14 protein-coding genes and 1 other RNA gene are annotated in these 20,047 nt (G+C 35.2%); 7 read left to right on the forward strand and 8 right to left on the reverse strand.

Annotation, left to right across the window (positions count from 1 at the left end; all coding sequences use genetic code 11):
* Positions 1 to 37: 37 nt before the first annotated feature.
* Together BHE19_RS21950 and BHE19_RS21955 are read right to left on the reverse strand one after the other, a co-directional pair.
* Positions 38 to 1,621, reverse strand: a complete 1,584-nt coding sequence (locus BHE19_RS21950; RefSeq protein WP_070908877.1) for a RagB/SusD family nutrient uptake outer membrane protein — start codon at positions 1,619 to 1,621, stop codon at positions 38 to 40.
* 10 nt (positions 1,622 to 1,631) lie between these two features.
* On the reverse strand, positions 1,632 to 4,664 hold the full coding sequence (locus BHE19_RS21955) for a SusC/RagA family TonB-linked outer membrane protein (protein ID WP_017497633.1): 3,033 nt from the start codon (positions 4,662 to 4,664) through the stop codon (positions 1,632 to 1,634).
* A 421-nt stretch (positions 4,665 to 5,085) separates the two neighbouring features.
* Between BHE19_RS21955 and BHE19_RS21960 the strand changes: the two genes are divergently transcribed.
* The 3 genes from BHE19_RS21960 (at position 5,086) to BHE19_RS21970 (ending at position 8,475) form a co-directional block, all read left to right on the forward strand.
* Positions 5,086 to 6,138, forward strand: a complete 1,053-nt coding sequence (locus tag BHE19_RS21960; protein ID WP_070908878.1) for a sensor histidine kinase — start codon at positions 5,086 to 5,088, stop codon at positions 6,136 to 6,138.
* Positions 6,128 to 6,829 carry a LytR/AlgR family response regulator transcription factor gene (locus tag BHE19_RS21965; protein WP_017497635.1) on the forward strand — a complete coding sequence of 234 codons (702 nt, stop codon included), beginning with the start codon at positions 6,128 to 6,130 and terminating at the stop codon, positions 6,827 to 6,829. Before BHE19_RS21960 ends, BHE19_RS21965 begins: the two co-directional genes overlap by 11 nt.
* A gap of 176 nt (positions 6,830 to 7,005) precedes the next feature.
* Complete coding sequence (locus BHE19_RS21970) at positions 7,006 to 8,475, forward strand: MFS transporter (RefSeq protein WP_017497636.1); 1,470 nt, start codon at positions 7,006 to 7,008, stop codon at positions 8,473 to 8,475.
* A 219-nt stretch (positions 8,476 to 8,694) separates the two neighbouring features.
* Here BHE19_RS21970 and fsa read toward each other — a convergent pair whose 3' ends face one another.
* The 3 genes from fsa to ffs all read right to left on the reverse strand — a co-directional run bounded on the left by fsa (position 8,695) and on the right by ffs (position 10,471).
* Positions 8,695 to 9,351, reverse strand: a complete 657-nt coding sequence (gene fsa, locus BHE19_RS21975; protein ID WP_017497638.1) for a fructose-6-phosphate aldolase — start codon at positions 9,349 to 9,351, stop codon at positions 8,695 to 8,697.
* A 44-nt stretch (positions 9,352 to 9,395) separates the two neighbouring features.
* Positions 9,396 to 10,199: an SDR family oxidoreductase gene (locus BHE19_RS21980; RefSeq protein WP_070908879.1), complete on the reverse strand. Its 804-nt coding sequence runs from the start codon at positions 10,197 to 10,199 to the stop codon at positions 9,396 to 9,398.
* Between the two features lie 174 nt (positions 10,200 to 10,373).
* Positions 10,374 to 10,471, reverse strand: an RNA gene (ffs, locus tag BHE19_RS21985) — signal recognition particle sRNA small type.
* 88 nt (positions 10,472 to 10,559) lie between these two features.
* Between ffs and BHE19_RS21990 the strand changes: the two genes are divergently transcribed.
* A complete protein-coding gene (locus BHE19_RS21990) occupies positions 10,560 to 11,612 on the forward strand; it encodes a glutaminyl-peptide cyclotransferase (RefSeq protein WP_070908880.1) in 1,053 nt (350 codons plus the stop codon).
* A 101-nt stretch (positions 11,613 to 11,713) separates the two neighbouring features.
* Positions 11,714 to 12,952, forward strand: coding sequence for an imidazolonepropionase (gene hutI, locus BHE19_RS21995; protein WP_017497641.1), 1,239 nt, complete (start codon positions 11,714 to 11,716; stop codon positions 12,950 to 12,952).
* A gap of 75 nt (positions 12,953 to 13,027) precedes the next feature.
* Here hutI and BHE19_RS22000 read toward each other — a convergent pair whose 3' ends face one another.
* A complete protein-coding gene (locus tag BHE19_RS22000; RefSeq protein WP_017497642.1) occupies positions 13,028 to 13,906 on the reverse strand; it encodes a hypothetical protein in 879 nt (292 codons plus the stop codon).
* Between the two features lie 97 nt (positions 13,907 to 14,003).
* Between BHE19_RS22000 and BHE19_RS22005 the strand changes: the two genes are divergently transcribed.
* Complete coding sequence (locus BHE19_RS22005; protein WP_017497643.1) at positions 14,004 to 15,041, forward strand: formimidoylglutamase; 1,038 nt, start codon at positions 14,004 to 14,006, stop codon at positions 15,039 to 15,041.
* Between the two features lie 136 nt (positions 15,042 to 15,177).
* A complete protein-coding gene (locus BHE19_RS22010; protein WP_070908881.1) occupies positions 15,178 to 16,428 on the forward strand; it encodes a DEAD/DEAH box helicase in 1,251 nt (416 codons plus the stop codon).
* Here the strand turns inward: BHE19_RS22010 and BHE19_RS22015 are convergent.
* Together BHE19_RS22015 and BHE19_RS22020 are read right to left on the reverse strand one after the other, a co-directional pair.
* Complete coding sequence (locus BHE19_RS22015; protein WP_070908882.1) at positions 16,425 to 18,614, reverse strand: response regulator; 2,190 nt, start codon at positions 18,612 to 18,614, stop codon at positions 16,425 to 16,427. The two genes, BHE19_RS22010 and BHE19_RS22015, sit on opposite strands and share 4 nt — an antisense overlap.
* 127 nt (positions 18,615 to 18,741) lie before the next feature.
* Positions 18,742 to 20,028 carry a dicarboxylate/amino acid:cation symporter gene (locus tag BHE19_RS22020; protein ID WP_017497646.1) on the reverse strand — a complete coding sequence of 429 codons (1,287 nt, stop codon included), beginning with the start codon at positions 20,026 to 20,028 and terminating at the stop codon, positions 18,742 to 18,744.
* Positions 20,029 to 20,047 lie beyond the last annotated feature (19 nt).

Raw genomic sequence — 20,047 nt, forward strand, 5'->3', positions numbered from 1 at the left:
CCAAACTTAAATTCTTTTAATTCTTTGATTATTTTTTTTAGAAATTTGGAGCATTAACATCCCACCAAAGTCTGGTTCCTCCGTTATCCGGACCACCTAACTTAGCTACACCAGTTGCTACACCTTCTTTATTATTCAGTACTTCATTTGAAGTAAAGTTGATTCTTCTGGCTCCAAGTGCAGTAGAAATTTTTCCTCCACTATTGTTTACCACTACAGGGAATAATTTTGGATATCCTGTTCTTCTGTAATCAGACCAGGCCTCTTGTCCTTCCGGGAAACCTGCAATCCATTTTTGAGTAATAATTCTTTGCAATTTCACCTCATTTGTAGCTGCATCATCCCAGGCAATAGTAATATTATTTACCGGAGCTGAATTGTTTACAGCAGCAACAGGATCAACATATGCTACAGGCAAACTAGTATTATCTGTTAAATATTTAGCAATACCAGAAGCTTCTCTTTGGTCAAACGATGCCTGAATACCTGCCTCGTATAATGATTTAGCATCACCTCCCATATTCCAGCCTCTTAAAGCTCCTTCTGCTCTTAAGAAATAAGCCTCAGCAGTAGTAACTAAGTAAATGGTTTTAGATCTAACCACTTCTCCAATACCTGAAAAACGCTCACGATCTCCTTTTCCTCCAATGGCAATACCGGTACGAATTCCTTTATACTGACCTGTAAATTGAGCTGATTTATCAAAATAAATTGGCATTCTAGGGTCGTTGTATCCTTTTAAAATAGATTCCATATCAGCAGACATTCTAATGTCTAACCATGAACCACTAATGGTAGCAATAGGGTTTGTGAAAGTTGGTGATACAATTCTAAACGCATCTTTTTTAGCTGTAAATACTCCGAATTTTTGTGCTACCGCTTTTTCAGCCTGAGCTTTTGCTAAAGCAGGTTTTACTTTTACGATACGCATAGCTAATCTCAAACGTAAAGTGTTGGCAAATTTAACCCAAGAAGCATAGTTACCTTCATAACCTGATAAATCCGCATCTTTAAATACAAAAGGCTCTCCGGCATCTGCTCTTTTTGTTAATTCATCTACAGCAAAATCCAACTCGCTAAACATTTGGTTGTATACTTCTTCCTGAGAATCATAAGCAATTGGTGCATTTTTACCATATTGAGAATAGATGATAGGACCAAAGATGTCCGTAACACGGTGCATTCCTTCTACTTTCAAGATAAGAGAAAGTGCATAAAAATGGTCAAATTTCCCTTTTGTTTTGTTCGCAATATCGTATGCATTGAACATTACGGTAGGATAAGCATTTGTCCAAATAGCATTGTTCCATCCGTCAATTAAGTCATAAGTTGTATTGTTACTTCCTCCTCTAAAAGGGGTTGGAGTAGCCATATAACCTGACCAAATATCTGCATTTAGATTCTGTTGTAATTGATATTGAGATTCAAGCTGATCCCCTAAAACCTGAATGTTGTTAAACATCGGAGCGAATCCTTTTTTGATATCATTAAAGTCATCCTTTAATTGATCATTGCTGAAACCATTAGGGTTAGTATTAATTTCATCAAAATTACCTGTACAACCTACTGCAGCAAGAAATGACATACAGATAGCTGTTTTTTTTATGTTATTTAGTTTCATTTTTTTTAATTTAGAAAGTTACATTTAAATTAAGACCAATACTTCTGGTAGAAGGTAAACCATAGATATCAATACCTTGTAGTCCCTCTCCTGTACTTAATGCAATGTTTGGATCAAAAGGAGCGTCTTTGTATATAAAGAATAAGTTTCTTGCAATTAATGAAATAGAAGCTGTTTGGAAAACAGGAAGTTTTTTAGGATTGAAAGTATATCCTACAGAAATCTCTCTTACACTTACATTTGTCGCTTTATAAACATATTCGCCTGTAATTCCATCTCTACCTCCAACTTTTTTATAATAATCCTCAGCAGGTATATTTGTTACTACAGTCCCGTCTGGTTTAATTGCATTTACCGGAACTCCTCCTGCGTTTCTGGCATCACCTGTTGCTTTAGAAACTCCGAAGAAATCATTTTGAGCTTCAGTCATACTCATAACATTACCACCAAAACGTCCGTCAATTAAAACATTTGCAAAGAAAGAACCAACTTTGAAAGTGTTAGAGAAACCTAACATGAAATCAGGATTTGAATTACCTACTTCAGTAAAACCTTCAGTACCTTGAATTTTACCATCTTTATCTAGTAAAATTCTACCCTGATCATCTTTTAGAATGTTTTTCCCCATGATAACACCAAACGGTCTTCCTTCAATTAAAGAGTATTGGTAGTTATTAACTCCAGGAACAGTCAAATTCACTATTCCTTTAGATGAAGCTGGAAGTTCTTTTACTTTATTTTTATTTTGAGAAAAGTTCACAGATGAATCCCATGAGAATTTATCTCCTTTAACAATACCAGCATTTACTACAATTTCAAAACCTTTATTTTCGATACTTCCGGCATTGAATCCATAAAATCTAACTCCCTCAGGGCTTCCGTCCGGCGCAGCAGATTGGAAATATTGATTTTTTGTTGTTGAATTATAGTAAGAAAGCTCAATACCAAATCTATTGTTAAGGAATCTCCATTCTGTACCAAATTCATACTCTGATTTCAACTCTGGTTTTAAAGTAGTTCCTCTTTGTAATCCAACCTGAGGTTGTGTACTGTTATTACCCGGAACATATAAATCTACAGGAGTAGTAACAAAAGCAGCAACATCATTACCAACCTGAGCGTAAGTTGCACGAACTTTTGCAAAACTAACTGACTCCGGCATTTTAAACATCTCACTAAGTATACCTGTTAAACCTACAGACGGGTAAAAATAAGATCCTTTATTTGTATTCACTAATGTAGAAGACCAGTCATTTCTAGCTGCAACATCTAAGAACAACATGTCTTTGTAACCCAATGTAGTAGCTGCAAATACAGACTGTATTTCTCTTTTTGAGTCGATTGTCTGATAATTCCCTGTATTGTTTACAAAATTGTTAAGTGTAAACCAGTTCGTTATTTTTAATCCGGCACCAATTCCAGAATCTAAAATTGTTCTGTCATTCGTCATCGTATTCGTAATACTTGTACCAATATTAGCATTAAATGAAAAATCATCACTAAATTTTGTATTGATCGTAGCAATTAAATCTCCATAACGCTGCGTACTTACAGCATCATTACTAATGTATCTACCATTAGCGTGAGAAAGTGTTCCTTGAGTAGTAGCAAAAATTCTCTTTTCAAATCCACTGTCAACTCTGTTATAACTATATCTTGAAGCAATTGTTAACCATTCATTTGCTTTGTACGAAGCCGAAATTGCTCCGTTGAAGAAAGTGTTTGTGTCTTCAGATTTATTTCTGTTAATAGCCCAATATGGGTTTTGCATAATATCTCTGTTCGTCATCCAATTTTGAGCCATTAAATTTCTAGTCGGATTAAAAACTTCATAATTATTTTTATAATAATTGAAATCATTTCCTCTTGGCATTAAATAAACTCCTGTAAGTGGATTAAAGTAAAGACCATTTACCGGTTTATTTGCAATTGATTGTGTAGTATAATTTCCAGTTACACCCACTGTAAGTTTGTTATCAAAAAACTTTGCAGTTTGACGAATTCCAAAGTTATTTCTCTTAATTCCGTTACCTGGAATAATCCCCGATCCTGATGTATTAGCATAAGTCAATGCTGTAGAAGAATTTTCAGTTGCTGCAGAATATCCTACAGATGTAATTTGAGTAACTCCGGTTTGAAAGAAATCTTTAACATGATCTTTTATGTTTTGTTTCGTTCCCCAAGACTCATCTTCCCCTGTTCTTGCAGCATAATCTTTTTGAAACTTTGGCAAATAAGCAGCCGATTCAAAAGTAGTTACAGACGAACCTGAAAAACTTGACTGTCCAACTTTTCCTTTTTTAGACGAAAGTAAAATTACTCCATTTGCTCCTTGCGATCCATATAATACAGAAGCCGCTGCTCCTTTTAAAACCGTCATACCATCGTAATCGTCCGGGTTAATTAAAGATACAACATCTCCACCATCACGGTTACCACCATTCAAACTACCAAAAGTATCATTTGGCTGACCTGAACCAGAGTTTAACATTGGAATACCATCAATAACATACAAAGGCTGATTGTTTGTTGCTGAAGAGCTTCCACGAATATCTACTTTTGTAGAACCACCTGTACCGGCAGAACTTTTTGTTACAGCAACACCCGCAATTTTACCTGCAATTGTATTGATAACGTTCGCGTCTCTTACACGTGTTAGCTCTTCCCCTTTAAGTTCCTGAGCCGCATAAGTTAAAGATTTTCTTGTTTTCTTGATACCTAATGAAGTTACAACAACTTCTGTAAGTGCATTTGACGCTGCTTGTAGCATTTTAACATTAATTGTAGCAGCATCACCTACAACAATTGATTGTGTTTCAAGTCCAACATAAGTAAAAACTAAAGTCTGTCCTTTTTGAACTTCAATTGAGTACACTCCGTCAAAATCGGAAGTAGTTCCCTTTTGACCTCCTTGTACTGCAACGGAAGCCCCTGGCAATGGCATTCCATCAGAATCTGTAATCACACCTTTAATGCTTTTTACCTGAGCAAGCGAAACTTGCGCCGTAAAAACAATCATAAAGATTAAGAAAATTTTTTTCATGTTAATTTATTTTGTTAGTTATAGGGTAAAATTATTCTTAAGGGATTGTTAAAAAAAATAATTTATACAAACAACATTAAATTTTAAACCAACGACATAAAACAATCAATAATATGCTATTCGAAAACGTTTTCTAGCCATTTTCTGGTAAAATTTTACAACAAAATAAATATTTACTACAAAAAAAATCACTTTTATTAAACAATCATTTAATAATCATTAACATCTTAAGGGCATTTATGATCAAACTTTAACCCATACTTCACAATATGCTTTACGAAAACGTTATCTCATTAGAAAAGCTCAACACATCTCTTTTTTCATAAAATTTTATTTAAAAGAATTGCGTTTTAAAAAGTAATTGTTTAAAGTTGCATCATATTTAAGCTAAAGAAAATCCCTATAAACTAGTAATCAGAAGTTGAACGAAATACGAAAATTGAAATTTGACATTAAACTTAAAAATCATGTTTGGTTTTGGAGCTGCTATTTTACTCTTAACTTTTTAAGATGGGGAGCCTACTTTAATGACTACTCCTATTCATTCAAATCAAACCTGATAGAATTCTCTTTACACATTCCATTAGTCTATTTTAATTTATTTGTATTGGTTCCTCGTTTGGTGCTAAAACAAAAATACATTCAGTACACCTTTATGATGGTTGCAAGCCTATTGGGGGTCTACTTAATAAAAACCGGTCTTACCTATTATATTATATCCGAAAATATTTGGCCGGAAGCGAACCGTGAATATCACACCTTCGACATTAACCACGTACTGGCAGTCTGCATTGGAGAATTGTACGTTGTTGCCATGGCGTCTTCTGTTTACCTTACACTAACCTGGTTGCGAGAACGTGAAAGAAACCGATCATTAAGAGAAAATCAGTTTAAGATCAAACTAAAATATCTGGAGAATCAAATTCAGCCTCATTTCTTTTTTAATACGCTGAATAACTTATATGCTTTGTCGCTTGAATCTTCAAATAAAGTTCCGGACGTAATCTTAAAACTGTCTAATTTGATGGAGTATGTTTTATATGATGTCAAAGGAACCAAATCTGTTCCCTTAATCAAAGAAATTGATTACATACAAAATTATATCGAAATCGAGAAGTTACGGTTTGAAAATGTAGAAGTTACGATCAATCTGGAATCGAATATCGAAGATATTGTAGTACCTCCGCTGATCTTTATTTCATTGGTAGAAAATGCCTTTAAACATGGCGGAGTCAATAACAACAATATAAAAATCAAAATCAATTGTAAAGTTATCGACAATAAAATGTTAGACTTTGAAATCTTAAATAATTTTGTAATTTCACAAAATCTTAACTCGAAAGGTGGTATTGGCCTGGCGAATACCAAAAAAAGATTAAAACTGATTTACAAGAACGATTTTAGTCTAAAAAACACAATCAAATTAAATTACTATATAATCCGTTTGCAAATACCTCTTAATAATGAAAATTAAATGCGTGTTGGTTGATGATGAGCCTTTAGCAATCAAAGTCCTGCAAAATTATTTTACCAATTTTACAGATTTTGAAGTAATCGGCACATTTAATAATTCTTTGGAAGCGCTTGATTTTATAAACAGTACCACTGTCGATGCTGTATTCTTAGACATTAACATGCCTATGATGACAGGGTTCGAACTTATTAGTTTAATCGAAAACAAAACCAAAGTGATCATCACAACCGCTTTTAGAGAATTTGCCGCCGAAAGTTACGATCTGGATGTTCTGGATTATTTAGTAAAACCTATCCCGCTTCCAAGATTCATAAAATGCATTAATAAAATCACCACAGAATACAACCTGAAAAACAATATTAAAGTCGAAACCGTAAAAGGAGACTCTCATATTTTTATTAAAGTCGATAAAAAAATGATGAAAATTAATATTGAAGAAATTCTGTTTGTTGAAGGCATGAAAGAATATATAAAAGTGGTGACTTCCGACAAAACCTACATTACACACAAATCTCTAACTTCTTTATCTGAAGAATTACCGGCTGATCGATTCCTGCGCATTCACAAATCATACGTAATTGCACTCAACAAAGTAAAATCTATAGAGGGTAATCGTATTCAAATACAATCCTACACCATTCCAATTGGAAGAAATTACAGCAAAGAAGTAAAAAACAAAATTCTGGAATAAATTCAGCTTCCTAAATCGTTTTTGTAACTCAGTAAAAACTAACACATTGTTGAAAAAATAATGTCGTTGGTTTAAATTTAACATTATTTGTGGGTTTTTATTTTTTTTTGATACTCTTAACAAATATATTTACGGTCTTCAAAAAACAATAAAATAAAAAATTAACCTCTTAAATTATGAGTTCAGAAAATGTTCAAACCAAATGGGGACAGTTTATCTCGTTGATAATTGTTTTCTTCTTTTGGGGTTTTGTTGGTTCTGCCAATGACATCCTGATTCCTGTTTTCAAGAAAGTATTCACCTTATCGCAAGTACAATCACAATTAGTAGCCTGGGCCTTTTATGCAGCATACTTCGTCGGTTCCTTGATTTTCTTTTTGGTGTCCTTAAAATTAGATGTTTTACAAAAATTTGGATACAAAAAAACACTTTCTGCCGGTTTACTCCTATCTGCCGTTGGATCATTTTTATTCATTCCCGCTGCAACAATGGAAAGCTTCCCTTTCTTCTTAACCGCTTTATTTACGGTAGGATTAGGATTTTCTATCCAGCAAATTGTTGCCAATCCTCTTGCCATTAAAATGGGAAGCCCTGCAACAGGTGCTCACCGTTTGACTTTAGCGGGTGGAATTAACTCTTTCGGAACTACAATTGGCGCTATCTTACTGGGAATCGCTTTATTCGGAATGGGAGATAACAAAAAGACAGCTCTTTCTTTAGAGGACATTAAACTGCCTTTTATTATTCTTGGACTTGCTTTTATCATCGTAGCCGTTTTCATGAACTTCTCTAAAATTGAAGACCCTGCAAAAGAGGATGAAGAAGAAATTAAAGTAGCTCACGAAAAATTCAACATACTAGACTACCCGCAGCTTTATTTAGGAATGTTAGGAATCTTTATCTACGTAGGTACAGAGGTAACCATTATCAGTAACCTTCCTGCCTTATTACATACACATGAATTTGGAAACATCCTGGAAGATGCTATCGCCCCGTTTATTGCCCTTTACTGGGGAAGTTTAATGATTGGCCGATGGAATGGTGGTGTTAACGTTTTCAACACTTCAAACTTAGTAAATACAGCACTTAAATTTATCGTTCCTGCTTTGGCATTTGGAGTAATCATTGGTGCTAACCTTTTTGCTGCACACGATGTTTCTTCTTTTTACATTTACCCAATCTGGATCTTATTATTTATAGCAGTAAGTTTTGTTGGAGGTAAAAATGCAGGTAAAACATTAATGCTTTTCGGAATTTCAGGAGTATTAATGATGTTTGCAGGATTGGTTTACCCTGATCCGCAAATTGCTAAATTCTTCTTCATTTCCGGAGGTTTATTCTTATCTATCATGTGGCCGTCTATCTTTGATTTAGCGATTGCCGGCTTAGGTAAAAACACCGGAAAAGCATCTTCATTCTTAATCATGATGATTCTTGGTGGAGGAGTTATCCCTTTAATTCAGGGAAGCATCTGCGATATCGACCTTACAAGTCCAAACGGAATTTTCGGAATCACATGGACACACTTCTCCTACATCGTTCCTCTTTTAGGTTTTGCTTATTTAGGATTTTATGGCTTCTATTGCCCTAAAATTTTAAAAAGACAAGGGATCAACCACGTTGAAGGCGGAGGCGGAGGTCACTAAACCGGGTAAAATTTTAAATTCCAAATCTCAAATTCCAAATTCCAAACGCTCACTAAAAGTTTGGAATTTGGAATTTGAGATTTTTTTTTAATACTACTTTCCTATAATCACAACAAACCCGACAGGTTTCAAAAATCTGTCGGATATATAAAAATAAAAAAAACGCCATCTTTCTATTGAAAAATGGCGCTTTTACGTTTTTATTAACTAAGGACTACACTACTTGTTTCCTTTTTCGAAATCAGCTACAAACTGAGCCAATCCAATATCTGTTAATGGGTGTTTCAACAATCCGTAAATTGCAGAAAGAGGCCCAGTCATAACATCAGCACCAATCTTAGCACAATTTACAATGTGCATCGTGTGACGCACAGAAGCTGCTAAAATTTGAGTTTCGTAACCGTAGTTATCATATACCAATCTAATCTCTTCGATTAAATTCAATCCGTCAGTTGAAACATCATCTAAACGACCTACAAATGGAGACACATAAGTTGCTCCAGCTTTTGCAGCCAAAATAGCTTGTCCTACTGAAAACACAAGAGTTACATTCGTTTTAATTCCTTTATCAGAAAAATATTTTGCCGCCATAACACCTTCTTTCGTCATAGGCAATTTTACCACGATTTGGTCATGTAATTCAGCCAGCTCCTCACCTTCCTTAACCATACCGTCAAAATCCAGCGCATTCACTTCAGCACTTACATCTCCTTCAACCAAATTACAGATGTCAACATAGTGCTTCAAAATGTTGTTTTTTCCGGTAATTCCTTCTTTAGCCATCAATGATGGGTTAGTGGTTACACCATCCAAAACTCCTAAAGCCTGTGCTTCTTTAATCTGAGCTAAATTAGCCGTGTCAATAAAAAATTTCATAATCTATTTATATTTAATTGTGTGTTTAAAAATTTCGTGCAAAATTACAACTTATAATGATTCATCAGCATTTTTTCATAAACTTTATCCGGTAATGCACGTTTTAAAACAATGGAGAACTTCTGCATAAAAGCCCCTACTTTATAATGTACTTTTGGTTTTTCTTTTTGGATGATTTTATAAACAGCTTCAGCCATTTCATTTGGATTTCCACCTGCGTCAACATGTTCGTTCATCGTTGCAAGAATATCGCCATACACTTTTTCGTAAGCCGAGCCTTTTACCACCGGTGCATGATAACGACCTGCTGCAATATTTGTAGCAAAATCACCCGGCGCCACATTCGTAATTTCAATTCCAAACGATTTTACTTCCATACGCAAGGCCTCTGTAATTAATTCTAAAGCCCCTTTTGAAGCCGAATACACACTGCGATACGGCAATCCCATATAACCTGCAATCGAAGTAATATTGATAATCAAACCCGATTTTTGCTCTCGCATTTGAGGCAAAACCGCTTTCATCACTTCAATTGGTCCGAAAAAATTGGTTTCAAAATTATTCTTGATTTCCTCCGTCGGAATCTCCTCTAAAGGTCCGGTAATTCCAACCCCGGCATTATTAATAACAACATCCAGTCTTCCGGATGCTGCAATAATCTGAGCCACTGCCAACTGTATAGATTCCGCATTACGAACGTCCAAAGCAACCAAAGGAAAAACAGAGCTCTGTACCTTTTCAGGATTTCGGCTCGTTCCGTATACCACGAAACCTTTTTGATGTAAATACTCTCCAATTGACTTTCCAATTCCTGAAGATCCGCCGGTAATTAAAACAACTTTACTCATTATTTAAGTTTTGAGTTATGAGTTATGGGTTATGTGGAGAAATTTTTAATTTCCATCACTTAACTTTAACTTTCAAAAGGGTCAAAAATAAAAAAATCCTCCATAAGGAAGACTACTTTTAAATTAATTCTAAAAAAAATCCCGAAAGATCGGGAACTAAAAAAAAAAAAAAAAAAATGGCAAGCGACCTACATCGCACCGCTCAACCACGTACCCTTGCTATGTTCCCATCCTGGGGGAGTCTGCAGGAGCTGGTCGTGTAGGACTTGCCGGTGCAAATATACAATCTTTTTATATTTTTGCAAGACCTTTGTTGCTATAAAAATATCATCGTATATTGGCTTATTCAAATTTTAAACTATGAAAAATTATAACTTCCTAACTGTCATTTTATTAGGAATCACATTAATTGGATGTGGAGATACAAAAAAAGGTGAAAATTCTTTGTTTACTATCGATGATTCGGCTTTTCCGGCACATTTTTTACCTCAGGAAGCCATTTCGATCGGTGTTTTGAACCCAAATTCGAAAGAAATCGACAGCATTGCTTACTTTGTAAACGATAAAAAAGTGGGAAGCACTAAAGGTGCGGAAAAATTCAAATTTGAATTAAAAGAACAAAGATTAGGGTATCAGTACCTAAAAGCTACCGTTTATTTTGGTTCAGATTCCTCAGATGCTACTAAACGTGTGGAACTGGTTTCTAATATCGAACCTAAATTATTAAAATATAAAATAATCAACACCTATCCACACGACAAACAATCTTTTACTGAAGGATTAGAGTTCTACAAAGACACTTTATACGAAAGCACCGGTCAGGAAGGAGCTTCTTACTTAAGAAAATACGATTATAAAACCGGAAAAGTTTTCAAGCAAATTGACTTAGATAAAAAATACTTTGGTGAAGGAATTACGTTCATCAACGGCAAATTATTTCAGCTGACCTGGCAAAACAAAACAGGTTTCATCTACAATGCCAACACTTTAAAACTGGAAAAAACCTTTGCGTACGAGAAAGATATCGAAGGCTGGGGAATGACGAATGACGGGAAATACATTTATCAAACGGACAAAACCGAGAAAATCTGGAAAATGGATCCTGCAACGCAAAAAATGATAGATTACATCAACGTATACTCGGGAACTTCAAAAATTAAAGCCATTAATGAATTGGAGTGGATTAACGGAAAAATCTATACCAACGTTTGGTTTAAGGATGCTATTGCTGTTGTAAACCCTGTTTCCGGAGCCGTTGAAGGAATTCTGGACATGTCAGGATTACGCAAACTTATGACTGATGTAACTAAAGATGATGTTTTAAACGGAATTGCTTACAACCCAAAAACTAAAACTATTTTTGTTACCGGTAAAAACTGGAGCAAAATGTTCGAAATAACCGTTTCAGAATAAGACAATTAAGAACAAATTTTCAAACACAGATTTCACTAATTTCACTAATCTATTGTGTGATAATTGTGAAATTTGTGCTTTTTACTTTATACCTCAAAATAATGACAACTCTTATAACCAACATAAAAGAACTGCTTCAGGTTCGCGAAACTTCAATAGCCAAAGTATCAGGAACAGAAATGGCCATACTTCCGACACTGAAAAATGCCTATTTAATTCTAAAAGACGATCTTATTCAGGATTACGGCCTGATGGAAAATCTTCCAGAAACCAATGCCGATCTGACAATCGATGCGACAGGACGAGTTATATTGCCTACCTGGTGCGACAGTCATACACACATTGTATACGCAGGAAATCGCGAGCAGGAATTTGTAGACCGTATCAATGGGTTTTCATATGAAGAAATTGCCAATCGTGGCGGTGGTATTCTAAATTCGGCTAAAAAACTCAATGAAACTACTGAAGAAGAAATCTACGAGCAGTCGAAACTTCGTTTAGAAGAAGTCATGCATTTGGGAACCGGAGCTGTAGAAATTAAATCAGGGTACGGACTAACTATCGAGGGTGAACTTAAAATGCTTCGCGTAATTCAAAAATTAGCCCAGAATTATCCCATTGCCATAAAAGCAACGTTTTTAGGAGCACACGCCTTCCCTTTGCATTACAAAGAAAACAAAGCGGGTTATATTGATGAAATCATCACTAAAATGCTGCCTGAGATTGCCCAAAACAAACTGGCCGATTATGTGGATGCCTTTTGTGAAACTGGTTATTTCTCTGTTGAAGAAACAGAAAAAATCATGGAAGCCGGAATACAATATGGACTGAAACCAAAAATTCATGTCAACCAATTCAATTCTATTGGCGGAATACAGGCCGGAATCAAATACAACGCCCTTTCAGTGGATCATCTTGAAATTATGAACCCGGAAGACATTGAGGCTTTAAAAAACACAGAAACAATGCCTGTTGCGTTACCGTCCTGTTCTTATTTTTTAAGTATTCCTTACACTCCGGCTCGTGAAATGATAAAAGCAGGCCTGCCAATTGCCCTGGCTACAGACTTTAACCCCGGTTCTACTCCATCCGGAAACATGAATTTCGTGGTTGCAACGGCTTGTATTAAAATGAAAATGACTCCTGAAGAAGCTATAAATGCTGCTACCATAAATGGCGCGTACGCAATGGGAATTTCTGAAACACACGGAAGTATCACCAAAGGTAAAAAAGCCAATCTGATCCTTACAAAACCCGTTTCCTCTTACTATCAGATTCCTTACGCTTTTGGAAGCAATCTTATCGAAAGTGTTTTTTTGGAAGGAAAAATTCTAAAATAGTAAAACATAAAAAAAAGGTCTGTGAAAAATCACAGACCTTTTTTACTTTTAGTGGTATTTGTCCTAGACGGCGTATTATCTTAAAGTGAAACTAGTTTTAGAAACTAATTCGTCATTGTCAAAAACGTTAATAAAGTAAGTTCCTTTTTCGAAATCTTTACCAATTAAATCCTCTGAAACGTTTACTGTTTTATTTTCATATTTAACAGTAGTTTTAAAACTGTACGTTAAAGTATTGTCTCCAAAACTTTCTGTTCTCTTTTCTCCTAAAACATTGTTTTTAGAGTCAATAACCTGAACATAGTACGTTTTATCTCCTGATTTTGCGATTTGATTTTCAGCAATTGTAAAGCTTACTTTCAATACATCAGCACGGCTTGCTTTATCAGTTTCAATTTGTTTACCAGAACTTCTTACTTTGTAAGCAATTGTTTTAGTATTCAATACTGATAATTTAGCTCCTTTTTCAACTGTTTTAGCCAATTCTTCGTTTTGACCAACCAAAACTTCATTGTATTTCTTAGACTCTCCTAAAACTACAATTGTACTGTCTCTTTGAACTGTTAAAACACCATTTTGTTTTTTCAACTCATCGTTTTCAGCAACTAAAGTTTTCATTTTACCTTGCATTGCCTGAACTTGTGATCTGTACTTAGATACATCTCCTTTAGATTTATTTAAATCATCCATTAGAGCGACTACTTTATCTCTTTCCTGAATTAACTCATCAGACATTGAAGTATTCTCAGCAATTGCAGCATCGTAAGTTGCTTTTAACTCCTGTAAATCTTTCATAACAGATTCTTTTTCTGTCATTGTCGTTGTAAGTTCAGTCTTAACTACATCTGTATCAGATGATAATTTAAAAATATACACTAAGCTACCAATCAGTAGGACTGCTAAAACTGCGATTACCGCCTTTAGACTTGAGTTGTTGTTCTTTGGGTTTTCCATATTTAAAAAATTTTCTTTAAAACAAATTTAAGAATTAATATAAAGGTATTAACGTAAGTTTCTACAATTATAGTATTTTTGAAAAATTTTTTTTTTCATGGAGAAACTAATTCCTTTTACTGTTAACGATTTAGCAAAAATTACCAATCACAGAAGTGGTGAAATAAAATTCGGAGAGAAAATGATCGTCATCCCTAAAGGAGTTGATAAGATTCAGTTTCTAAAAGAGAGCGAAGCTAAATATGTCCTTTTCGGAATTCCGGAAGATATTGGCGTGCGTGCCAATTACGGCAGACCGGGAGCAGCATCGGCATGGGAAAGCGCTATGAAAAGCATTGCTAACATTCAGCACAATCGTTTTTCTAAAGGCAGTCAGATTATTGTTTTAGGACAATTGGACGTTGCTGCGGAAATGCGCGATGTTGAAAATCTTGATTTCAACGATATCGACGACCGGTCAAAACTTAGTCAATTAGTCGAAAAAATAGACAAAGAAGTTTCACACATTATCTTTACTCTTATAAAAGCAGGAAAAACACCTATTATTATTGGAGGCGGACATAACAATGCTTACGGAAATATAAAAGGATCGGCTTTGGCCAAGGGAAAACCTATTAACGCTATCAATTTCGATGCGCATTCTGATTTTAGAATCCTTGAAGGACGTCATAGCGGCAACGGTTTTTCGTATGCCTATGAAGAAGGTTTCTTAAAAAAATACTTCATTTTTGGTCTGCATGAAAACTATACTTCTAAAAGCGTTTTAGACATCATCAAAAAACTGGAAGACCGCGTTCGCTATAATACGTACGACAGCGTCAGCATCCGCAGGGAAAAAGATTTTGACAGAGAAATGGCTCTGGCTCTAGAATTCATCAGAACAGATTCTTTCGGAATCGAAATCGATTTGGATGCTCTTCCGAACATTGCCAGCAGCGCGATGACCATCAGCGGTTTTTCGGTAGAACAAGTACGTCAGTTTATTTCCTTTTTCGGACAACATAAAAATGCGACGTATCTGCATATTTGTGAGGGCGCGCCGGATCTGGCCGATTCTCCGAACAACAATTTAATTGGCAAGCTAATAGGCTATTTAGTAACAGATTTTATTAAAGCGAATAACGAAAAAATCTAATCCCAACAGAAACTTTACTAATCAAAAAAATAGGCGTTTGCCAAATAAAGCAATATTCAAATAAAGGATTAAACGAATAAACCTATCTTTGCACTGAATTTTAGTACTTAAAACTAAATCCTTAATAAGTCAAGATATGTTATTCGAAGATCTGTCACTCTCAAAAAGTATACAAAAAGCCGTATTTGAAGAAGGTTACTTAAATCCTACTCCTATTCAGGAACAATCGATCCCGATCGTTTTGTCAGGAAGAGATTTAATTGGCTGTGCACAAACCGGTACTGGAAAAACAGCAGCATTTGCTATTCCAATTATACATCAATTACACCGAATTGTTGGTTCTTCTAAAAAGGCCAAACAAGTCCGTGCCCTTATAGTTACTCCTACACGTGAATTAGCGGTTCAAATTGGCCAAAGTTTTGACACTTATGCCAAATATACCAACTTAACACAATTGACCATTTTTGGAGGGGTTTCACAAAATCCTCAGGTAGATGCCCTAAAAAATGGAGTTGACATTTTAGTTGCAACCCCGGGCCGTTTACTTGATTTACACAAACAAGGATTCCTGGATCTCGATCATTTACACACTTTGGTTCTGGATGAAGCTGACCAAATGCTGGACATGGGTTTTATCAATGATGTCAAAAAAATTGTAAAACTGACTCCTAAAAACAGGCAGACTTTATTGTTCTCTGCTACTATGCCGATTGCCATTCGCGAACTGGCTGAAATGTTTTTGAAAGATCCCGAAAAGGTAGAAGTTTCACCTGTTTCATCAACGGCAGAAACGGTTGAGCAGCGCATTTACTTTGTAGAAAAAACAGAGAAAAGAAATTTATTGTATCATTTAATCAAAAATGAAAATCTGTCTAATGTTCTGGTTTTTTCAAGAACCAAACATGGTGCTGACAATGTGGTAAAGGCGCTTCGTAAAAAAGACATTCCTGCCGAGGCTATTCACGGAGATAAATCTCAAAATGCCAGACAGCGTGTTTTAGATGCGTTTAAAAACAAAGAAGTTGGCGTTCTTGTTGCGACCGATATTGCTGCAAGAGGAATCGATATTGACCAATTGCCTTTTGTTATCAATTTTGATTTACCCAACATTCCGGAGACTTATGTGCATAGGATTGGACGTACGGGGCGTGCCGGAAATGGCGGAATTGCTATTTCGTTTTGTGGTAAAGACGAACAGCCTTACTGGAAAGACATTCAGAAACTTATTAAAGTAGAGGTAAAAACCATTACCAATCATCCTTACCCATGGCACTCAGGAAGCCCGGGAGCGACGGATGAAAAACCTAAAAACTCAAACCGAAGCGGTGGTGCTCATAAATCGAGAAAATCAAATGCTTCTAAACAAAATAAAAAACGCTGGTACTAACCGGCGTTTTTCGTTTCCAATATTAAGTAATTCATTATCTTAAAAAGGCGTACCGGTTCAAACGGCTTGATAATAATATCATTTATTCCTGAAGAAATCGCTTCATCTGTAATCTCGTCTTTATCAAAAGCAGTAAGCGCTATAATGGGCGTTTTAAGCCCTTTTGAACGAATCCTTCTTGTAGTTTCAAAACCATTCATCAAAGGCATGTTGATATCCATTAAAATCAGGTCAAAATTTTCGCTCTCCAACATTTTTAAAGCCGCAAAACCATCATCAACAACTTTGCAGACATAATTGTGTTTTTCGATGATTTTTTTCGTGACCAGCTGATTGATGAGATTATCTTCTACAATTAGAATCTTAAACACCTCATTTGAACTCAGATCAACCTCTATTTCTTCAATAATCAGTTTTGTTTTTTGAGGATCGAATTCAAACGGAATGGTAAATGAAAATGAAGTCCCAAAGCCTAATTCGCTTTTCAAATCAATTGTGCTGCCAAAAAGCCCCAACAATCGTTTTACAATACTCAATCCTAAGCCAGTTCCCTGATAATCTTCATCTTTTCTTCCAACCTGTACGAATTTCTCAAAAATTTTATCCTGGTCTACAGCTGCGATTCCCACCCCGTTATCTTTTACCCAAAAATCCAGAAAATACATCTTTCCTTCAAAGCGATTAAGTTTTACGATAATTTCAACTTCACCATCTTTTGTAAATTTAAGCGCATTACTCACCAGATTCATTAAAACCTGAGCAAGTCGCAACTTATCTCCAATAAGGTACTCGGGAATGCAGGGATCAATAGAAACCGTGATTTTATCATTGTTTTTTTGCGATAAAAAAGACAGCGAATTCTTAATCATCATGATCTCATCGGAAATATTGAATGTCAAATTCTCCAATACCACTTTATTCTCCTCAATTTTATTAATCTGAAGAATGTCATTTACCAAGGATAATAAATAACGGGCCGAAAATTTTAACGAACTCAAATGCTGGCTTCTGGACAGTTCTTTGTGTTCTTCCAGCAGCATATTGGTGATTCCAACCACACCGTACAATGGTGTACGCAACTCATGGCTTATAGTCGAAATAAATTGACTTTTAAGAAGTGAGGCTTCCTCTGCAATTTCTTTGGCTTCTAAAAGCTCTGCATTGTGTTTTTTCTTAAACCTGATGTTTTTAATCAGAGTGATAATGAGAACCAAAAGAATCAGTGAAATCAGAACAAATAAAATCACAATAATCCTTGACTTTTTAAGACTTTGATACTGTGAATCTTTCTCACTTTCTATCTTATCAATCTGCCTTTTGTATTCGTCTAATTCTAAATTAAAACCGGCAATAGAGGCTTTTTTGAGTTTTTCCTCATTGTACAATTCTTCCGTTATTTTATTATATGAAGCCAGATTCACATAAGCCTCTTCATACTTCCCTATCTTATTTAAAAACTTAGAATATTCCTGATGTGAATATGACAAATCCGATCGCTCGTCACTGTTTTTACCCGCCTGAATTGCTTTGAGAAAGAAAACATTGGCCAACTCATAATCATTATGGTAACTATAATACATCCCGTTTAGCATGTTTACAACGATCTCTGTAGACTCGTCACCATATTTACTCTTATTGCTGTTTACAAATTTTAGAAACGGATATCCTTCTTTAAATTTTCCTATATCAAAATAAGCCCAGGCAATATTTACATTTGTAAAATATACTTGCCCCATCTCGTTTAATTTTAAACTGTAGGCTATGGATTTTTTGTAATAATTAATTCCCCGGTTGAACTGTTTTTTCTCGAAACAATAAATATTACCAAGATTATTATGAAGACTGTATTTTAAGGAATCGTTATTGGTTTTACCGGCGTAAAACAATCCTTTTTTATAGAAAAAAATAGCTTTATCAAATTCCGACAATTCATTGTAATTCCCGGCAATTATTTTATACGATTTTGCTATTAAATTATTATTCTTAGCAGCTGTAGCATAGTTTAATGCTATTCGAGAGGTGATGAGTGACTTTTCAAAATTTGATTTCCTGTAGTCTCCCCAGGCTTCCTCTACAAGTTTATTAATCTTTGCCTCCGGCACCGTTTCAGATTGCACAATGGCTGAATTGGCAAAACAATTCAGACATACCAGCAGTAGCAGCAAAAGAATCCGTATTCGGGGCATAAACAGGCTAATTTGACCAAATATACATCAAAAATAAAAAAAAGCTGTATTTCTATTAAAAATACAGCTTCTTTTTTATTTGGACTTTAAAAGTTTTCAAAGTCTTTTCCTACCTGAATAAAAATAATTATAAGTTTTCGGAAGCAATTTCAGAATCTTTATCATCCTCCCATTGCCCCACAACTGATGTTGCCAAAGCATTTCCTAAAACGTTTGTAGCACTTCTGAACATATCACAAAAGTGATCGATTGGTAAGATTAATGCAATTCCTTCAACCGGTATATCAAACATACCGCAAGTTGCAGCAACTACAACCAAACTGGCTCTTGGTACACCTGCAATACCTTTACTTGTCAACATTAAAACTAAAAGCATCACCATTTGAGTCCCTAAATCCAGATGTACTCCATAAAACTGAGCAATAAAAATACTGGCAAAAGTCATGTACATCATACTTCCGTCGAGGTTAAACGAATATCCAAGCGGCAGCATAAAGGCTACAATTTTGTCTTTTACACCAAAATCTTCCAATTCCTCCGTTAATTTTGGAAAAACAGCTTCACTACTCGTTGTACCGAAAGCGATCGCCAAAGGCCCTGTAATACGTCTTAAAAGCTCTGTCATTCTTCCTTTCAGAAAAAGATAACCTACCGCAACTAAAACCACCCATAAAGTACCAATTCCAACTAAAAACGATCCGAAGAATTTAAAATAGGTAATTACCAACTCTTCGGCATCTCTAATAGCGAATACTCCCGCAATGGCTCCGAAAACTCCAATTGGAGCGAAGTTCATAACATAGTTCACCATTTTTAAAACGATATGCGAAGTCTTATCTAAAGCATTGATTACTGGTTTTACTGTACTTCCCAAAGAGGCACCAGCTAAGCCGAAGAAGATTGAAAATACAACAATCTGTAAAATTTCATTGGTTGCCATTGCTTCAAAAATACTTTTAGGTACAATGTGTTCTACAAAATTTTCAACAGATAATGTTTTTGTTTTAGCAGTTACTTCCGAAGCTGCAGCCATATCAACGTGATCCAGTTTTAAACCTACTCCCGGCTCCAGAATGTTCACATAAAACAATCCAATCAATAAAGAGATAAAAGAAGCAGTAAAAAACCACCCAAGGGCTTTTCCTCCAATTCTTCCCACAGTTTTAATATCTCCAAGTTTTGCAATACCTACAACTAAAGTGGTAAATACTAACGGAGAAATAATCATCTGCACCAATCTGATAAAGATCGTTGCAAGCATTTTTATTTTATTACTGAAAGATTGTGCTGCCTCAGGCGAAATCGAATTGTGCAAAATTATTCCCAAAGTGGCTCCAAGAACCATTGCAATAATAATCTGCCCTGTTAATCCTTTAAGAAAAGATTTCTTTTTAGTTTCTGTAACTTCTTGCATTAATTTGTTTGTTTTAAAT

Source organism: Flavobacterium tructae (assembly GCF_001853485.1).
GTDB lineage: Bacteria > Bacteroidota > Bacteroidia > Flavobacteriales > Flavobacteriaceae > Flavobacterium > Flavobacterium tructae.

What these genes read in the sequence shown, in the direction of transcription:
- BHE19_RS22015 (WP_070908882.1), bottom strand. Translation starts at nt 18,614, where the DNA reads ATGCCCCGAATACGGATTCTTTTGCTGCTACTGCTGGTATGTCTGAAT.
- BHE19_RS21955 (WP_017497633.1), bottom strand. Translation starts at nt 4,664, where the DNA reads ATGAAAAAAATTTTCTTAATCTTTATGATTGTTTTTACGGCGCAAGTT.
- BHE19_RS22010 (WP_070908881.1), top strand. Translation starts at nt 15,178, where the DNA reads ATGTTATTCGAAGATCTGTCACTCTCAAAAAGTATACAAAAAGCCGTA.
- BHE19_RS22000 (WP_017497642.1), bottom strand. Translation starts at nt 13,906, where the DNA reads ATGGAAAACCCAAAGAACAACAACTCAAGTCTAAAGGCGGTAATCGCA.
- BHE19_RS21980 (WP_070908879.1), bottom strand. Translation starts at nt 10,199, where the DNA reads ATGAGTAAAGTTGTTTTAATTACCGGCGGATCTTCAGGAATTGGAAAG.
- BHE19_RS21965 (WP_017497635.1), top strand. Translation starts at nt 6,128, where the DNA reads ATGAAAATTAAATGCGTGTTGGTTGATGATGAGCCTTTAGCAATCAAA.
- BHE19_RS22020 (WP_017497646.1), bottom strand. Translation starts at nt 20,028, where the DNA reads ATGCAAGAAGTTACAGAAACTAAAAAGAAATCTTTTCTTAAAGGATTA.
- fsa (WP_017497638.1), bottom strand. Translation starts at nt 9,351, where the DNA reads ATGAAATTTTTTATTGACACGGCTAATTTAGCTCAGATTAAAGAAGCA.
- hutI (WP_017497641.1), top strand. Translation starts at nt 11,714, where the DNA reads ATGACAACTCTTATAACCAACATAAAAGAACTGCTTCAGGTTCGCGAA.
- BHE19_RS22005 (WP_017497643.1), top strand. Translation starts at nt 14,004, where the DNA reads ATGGAGAAACTAATTCCTTTTACTGTTAACGATTTAGCAAAAATTACC.
- BHE19_RS21970 (WP_017497636.1), top strand. Translation starts at nt 7,006, where the DNA reads ATGAGTTCAGAAAATGTTCAAACCAAATGGGGACAGTTTATCTCGTTG.
- BHE19_RS21990 (WP_070908880.1), top strand. Translation starts at nt 10,560, where the DNA reads ATGAAAAATTATAACTTCCTAACTGTCATTTTATTAGGAATCACATTA.
- BHE19_RS21950 (WP_070908877.1), bottom strand. Translation starts at nt 1,621, where the DNA reads ATGAAACTAAATAACATAAAAAAAACAGCTATCTGTATGTCATTTCTT.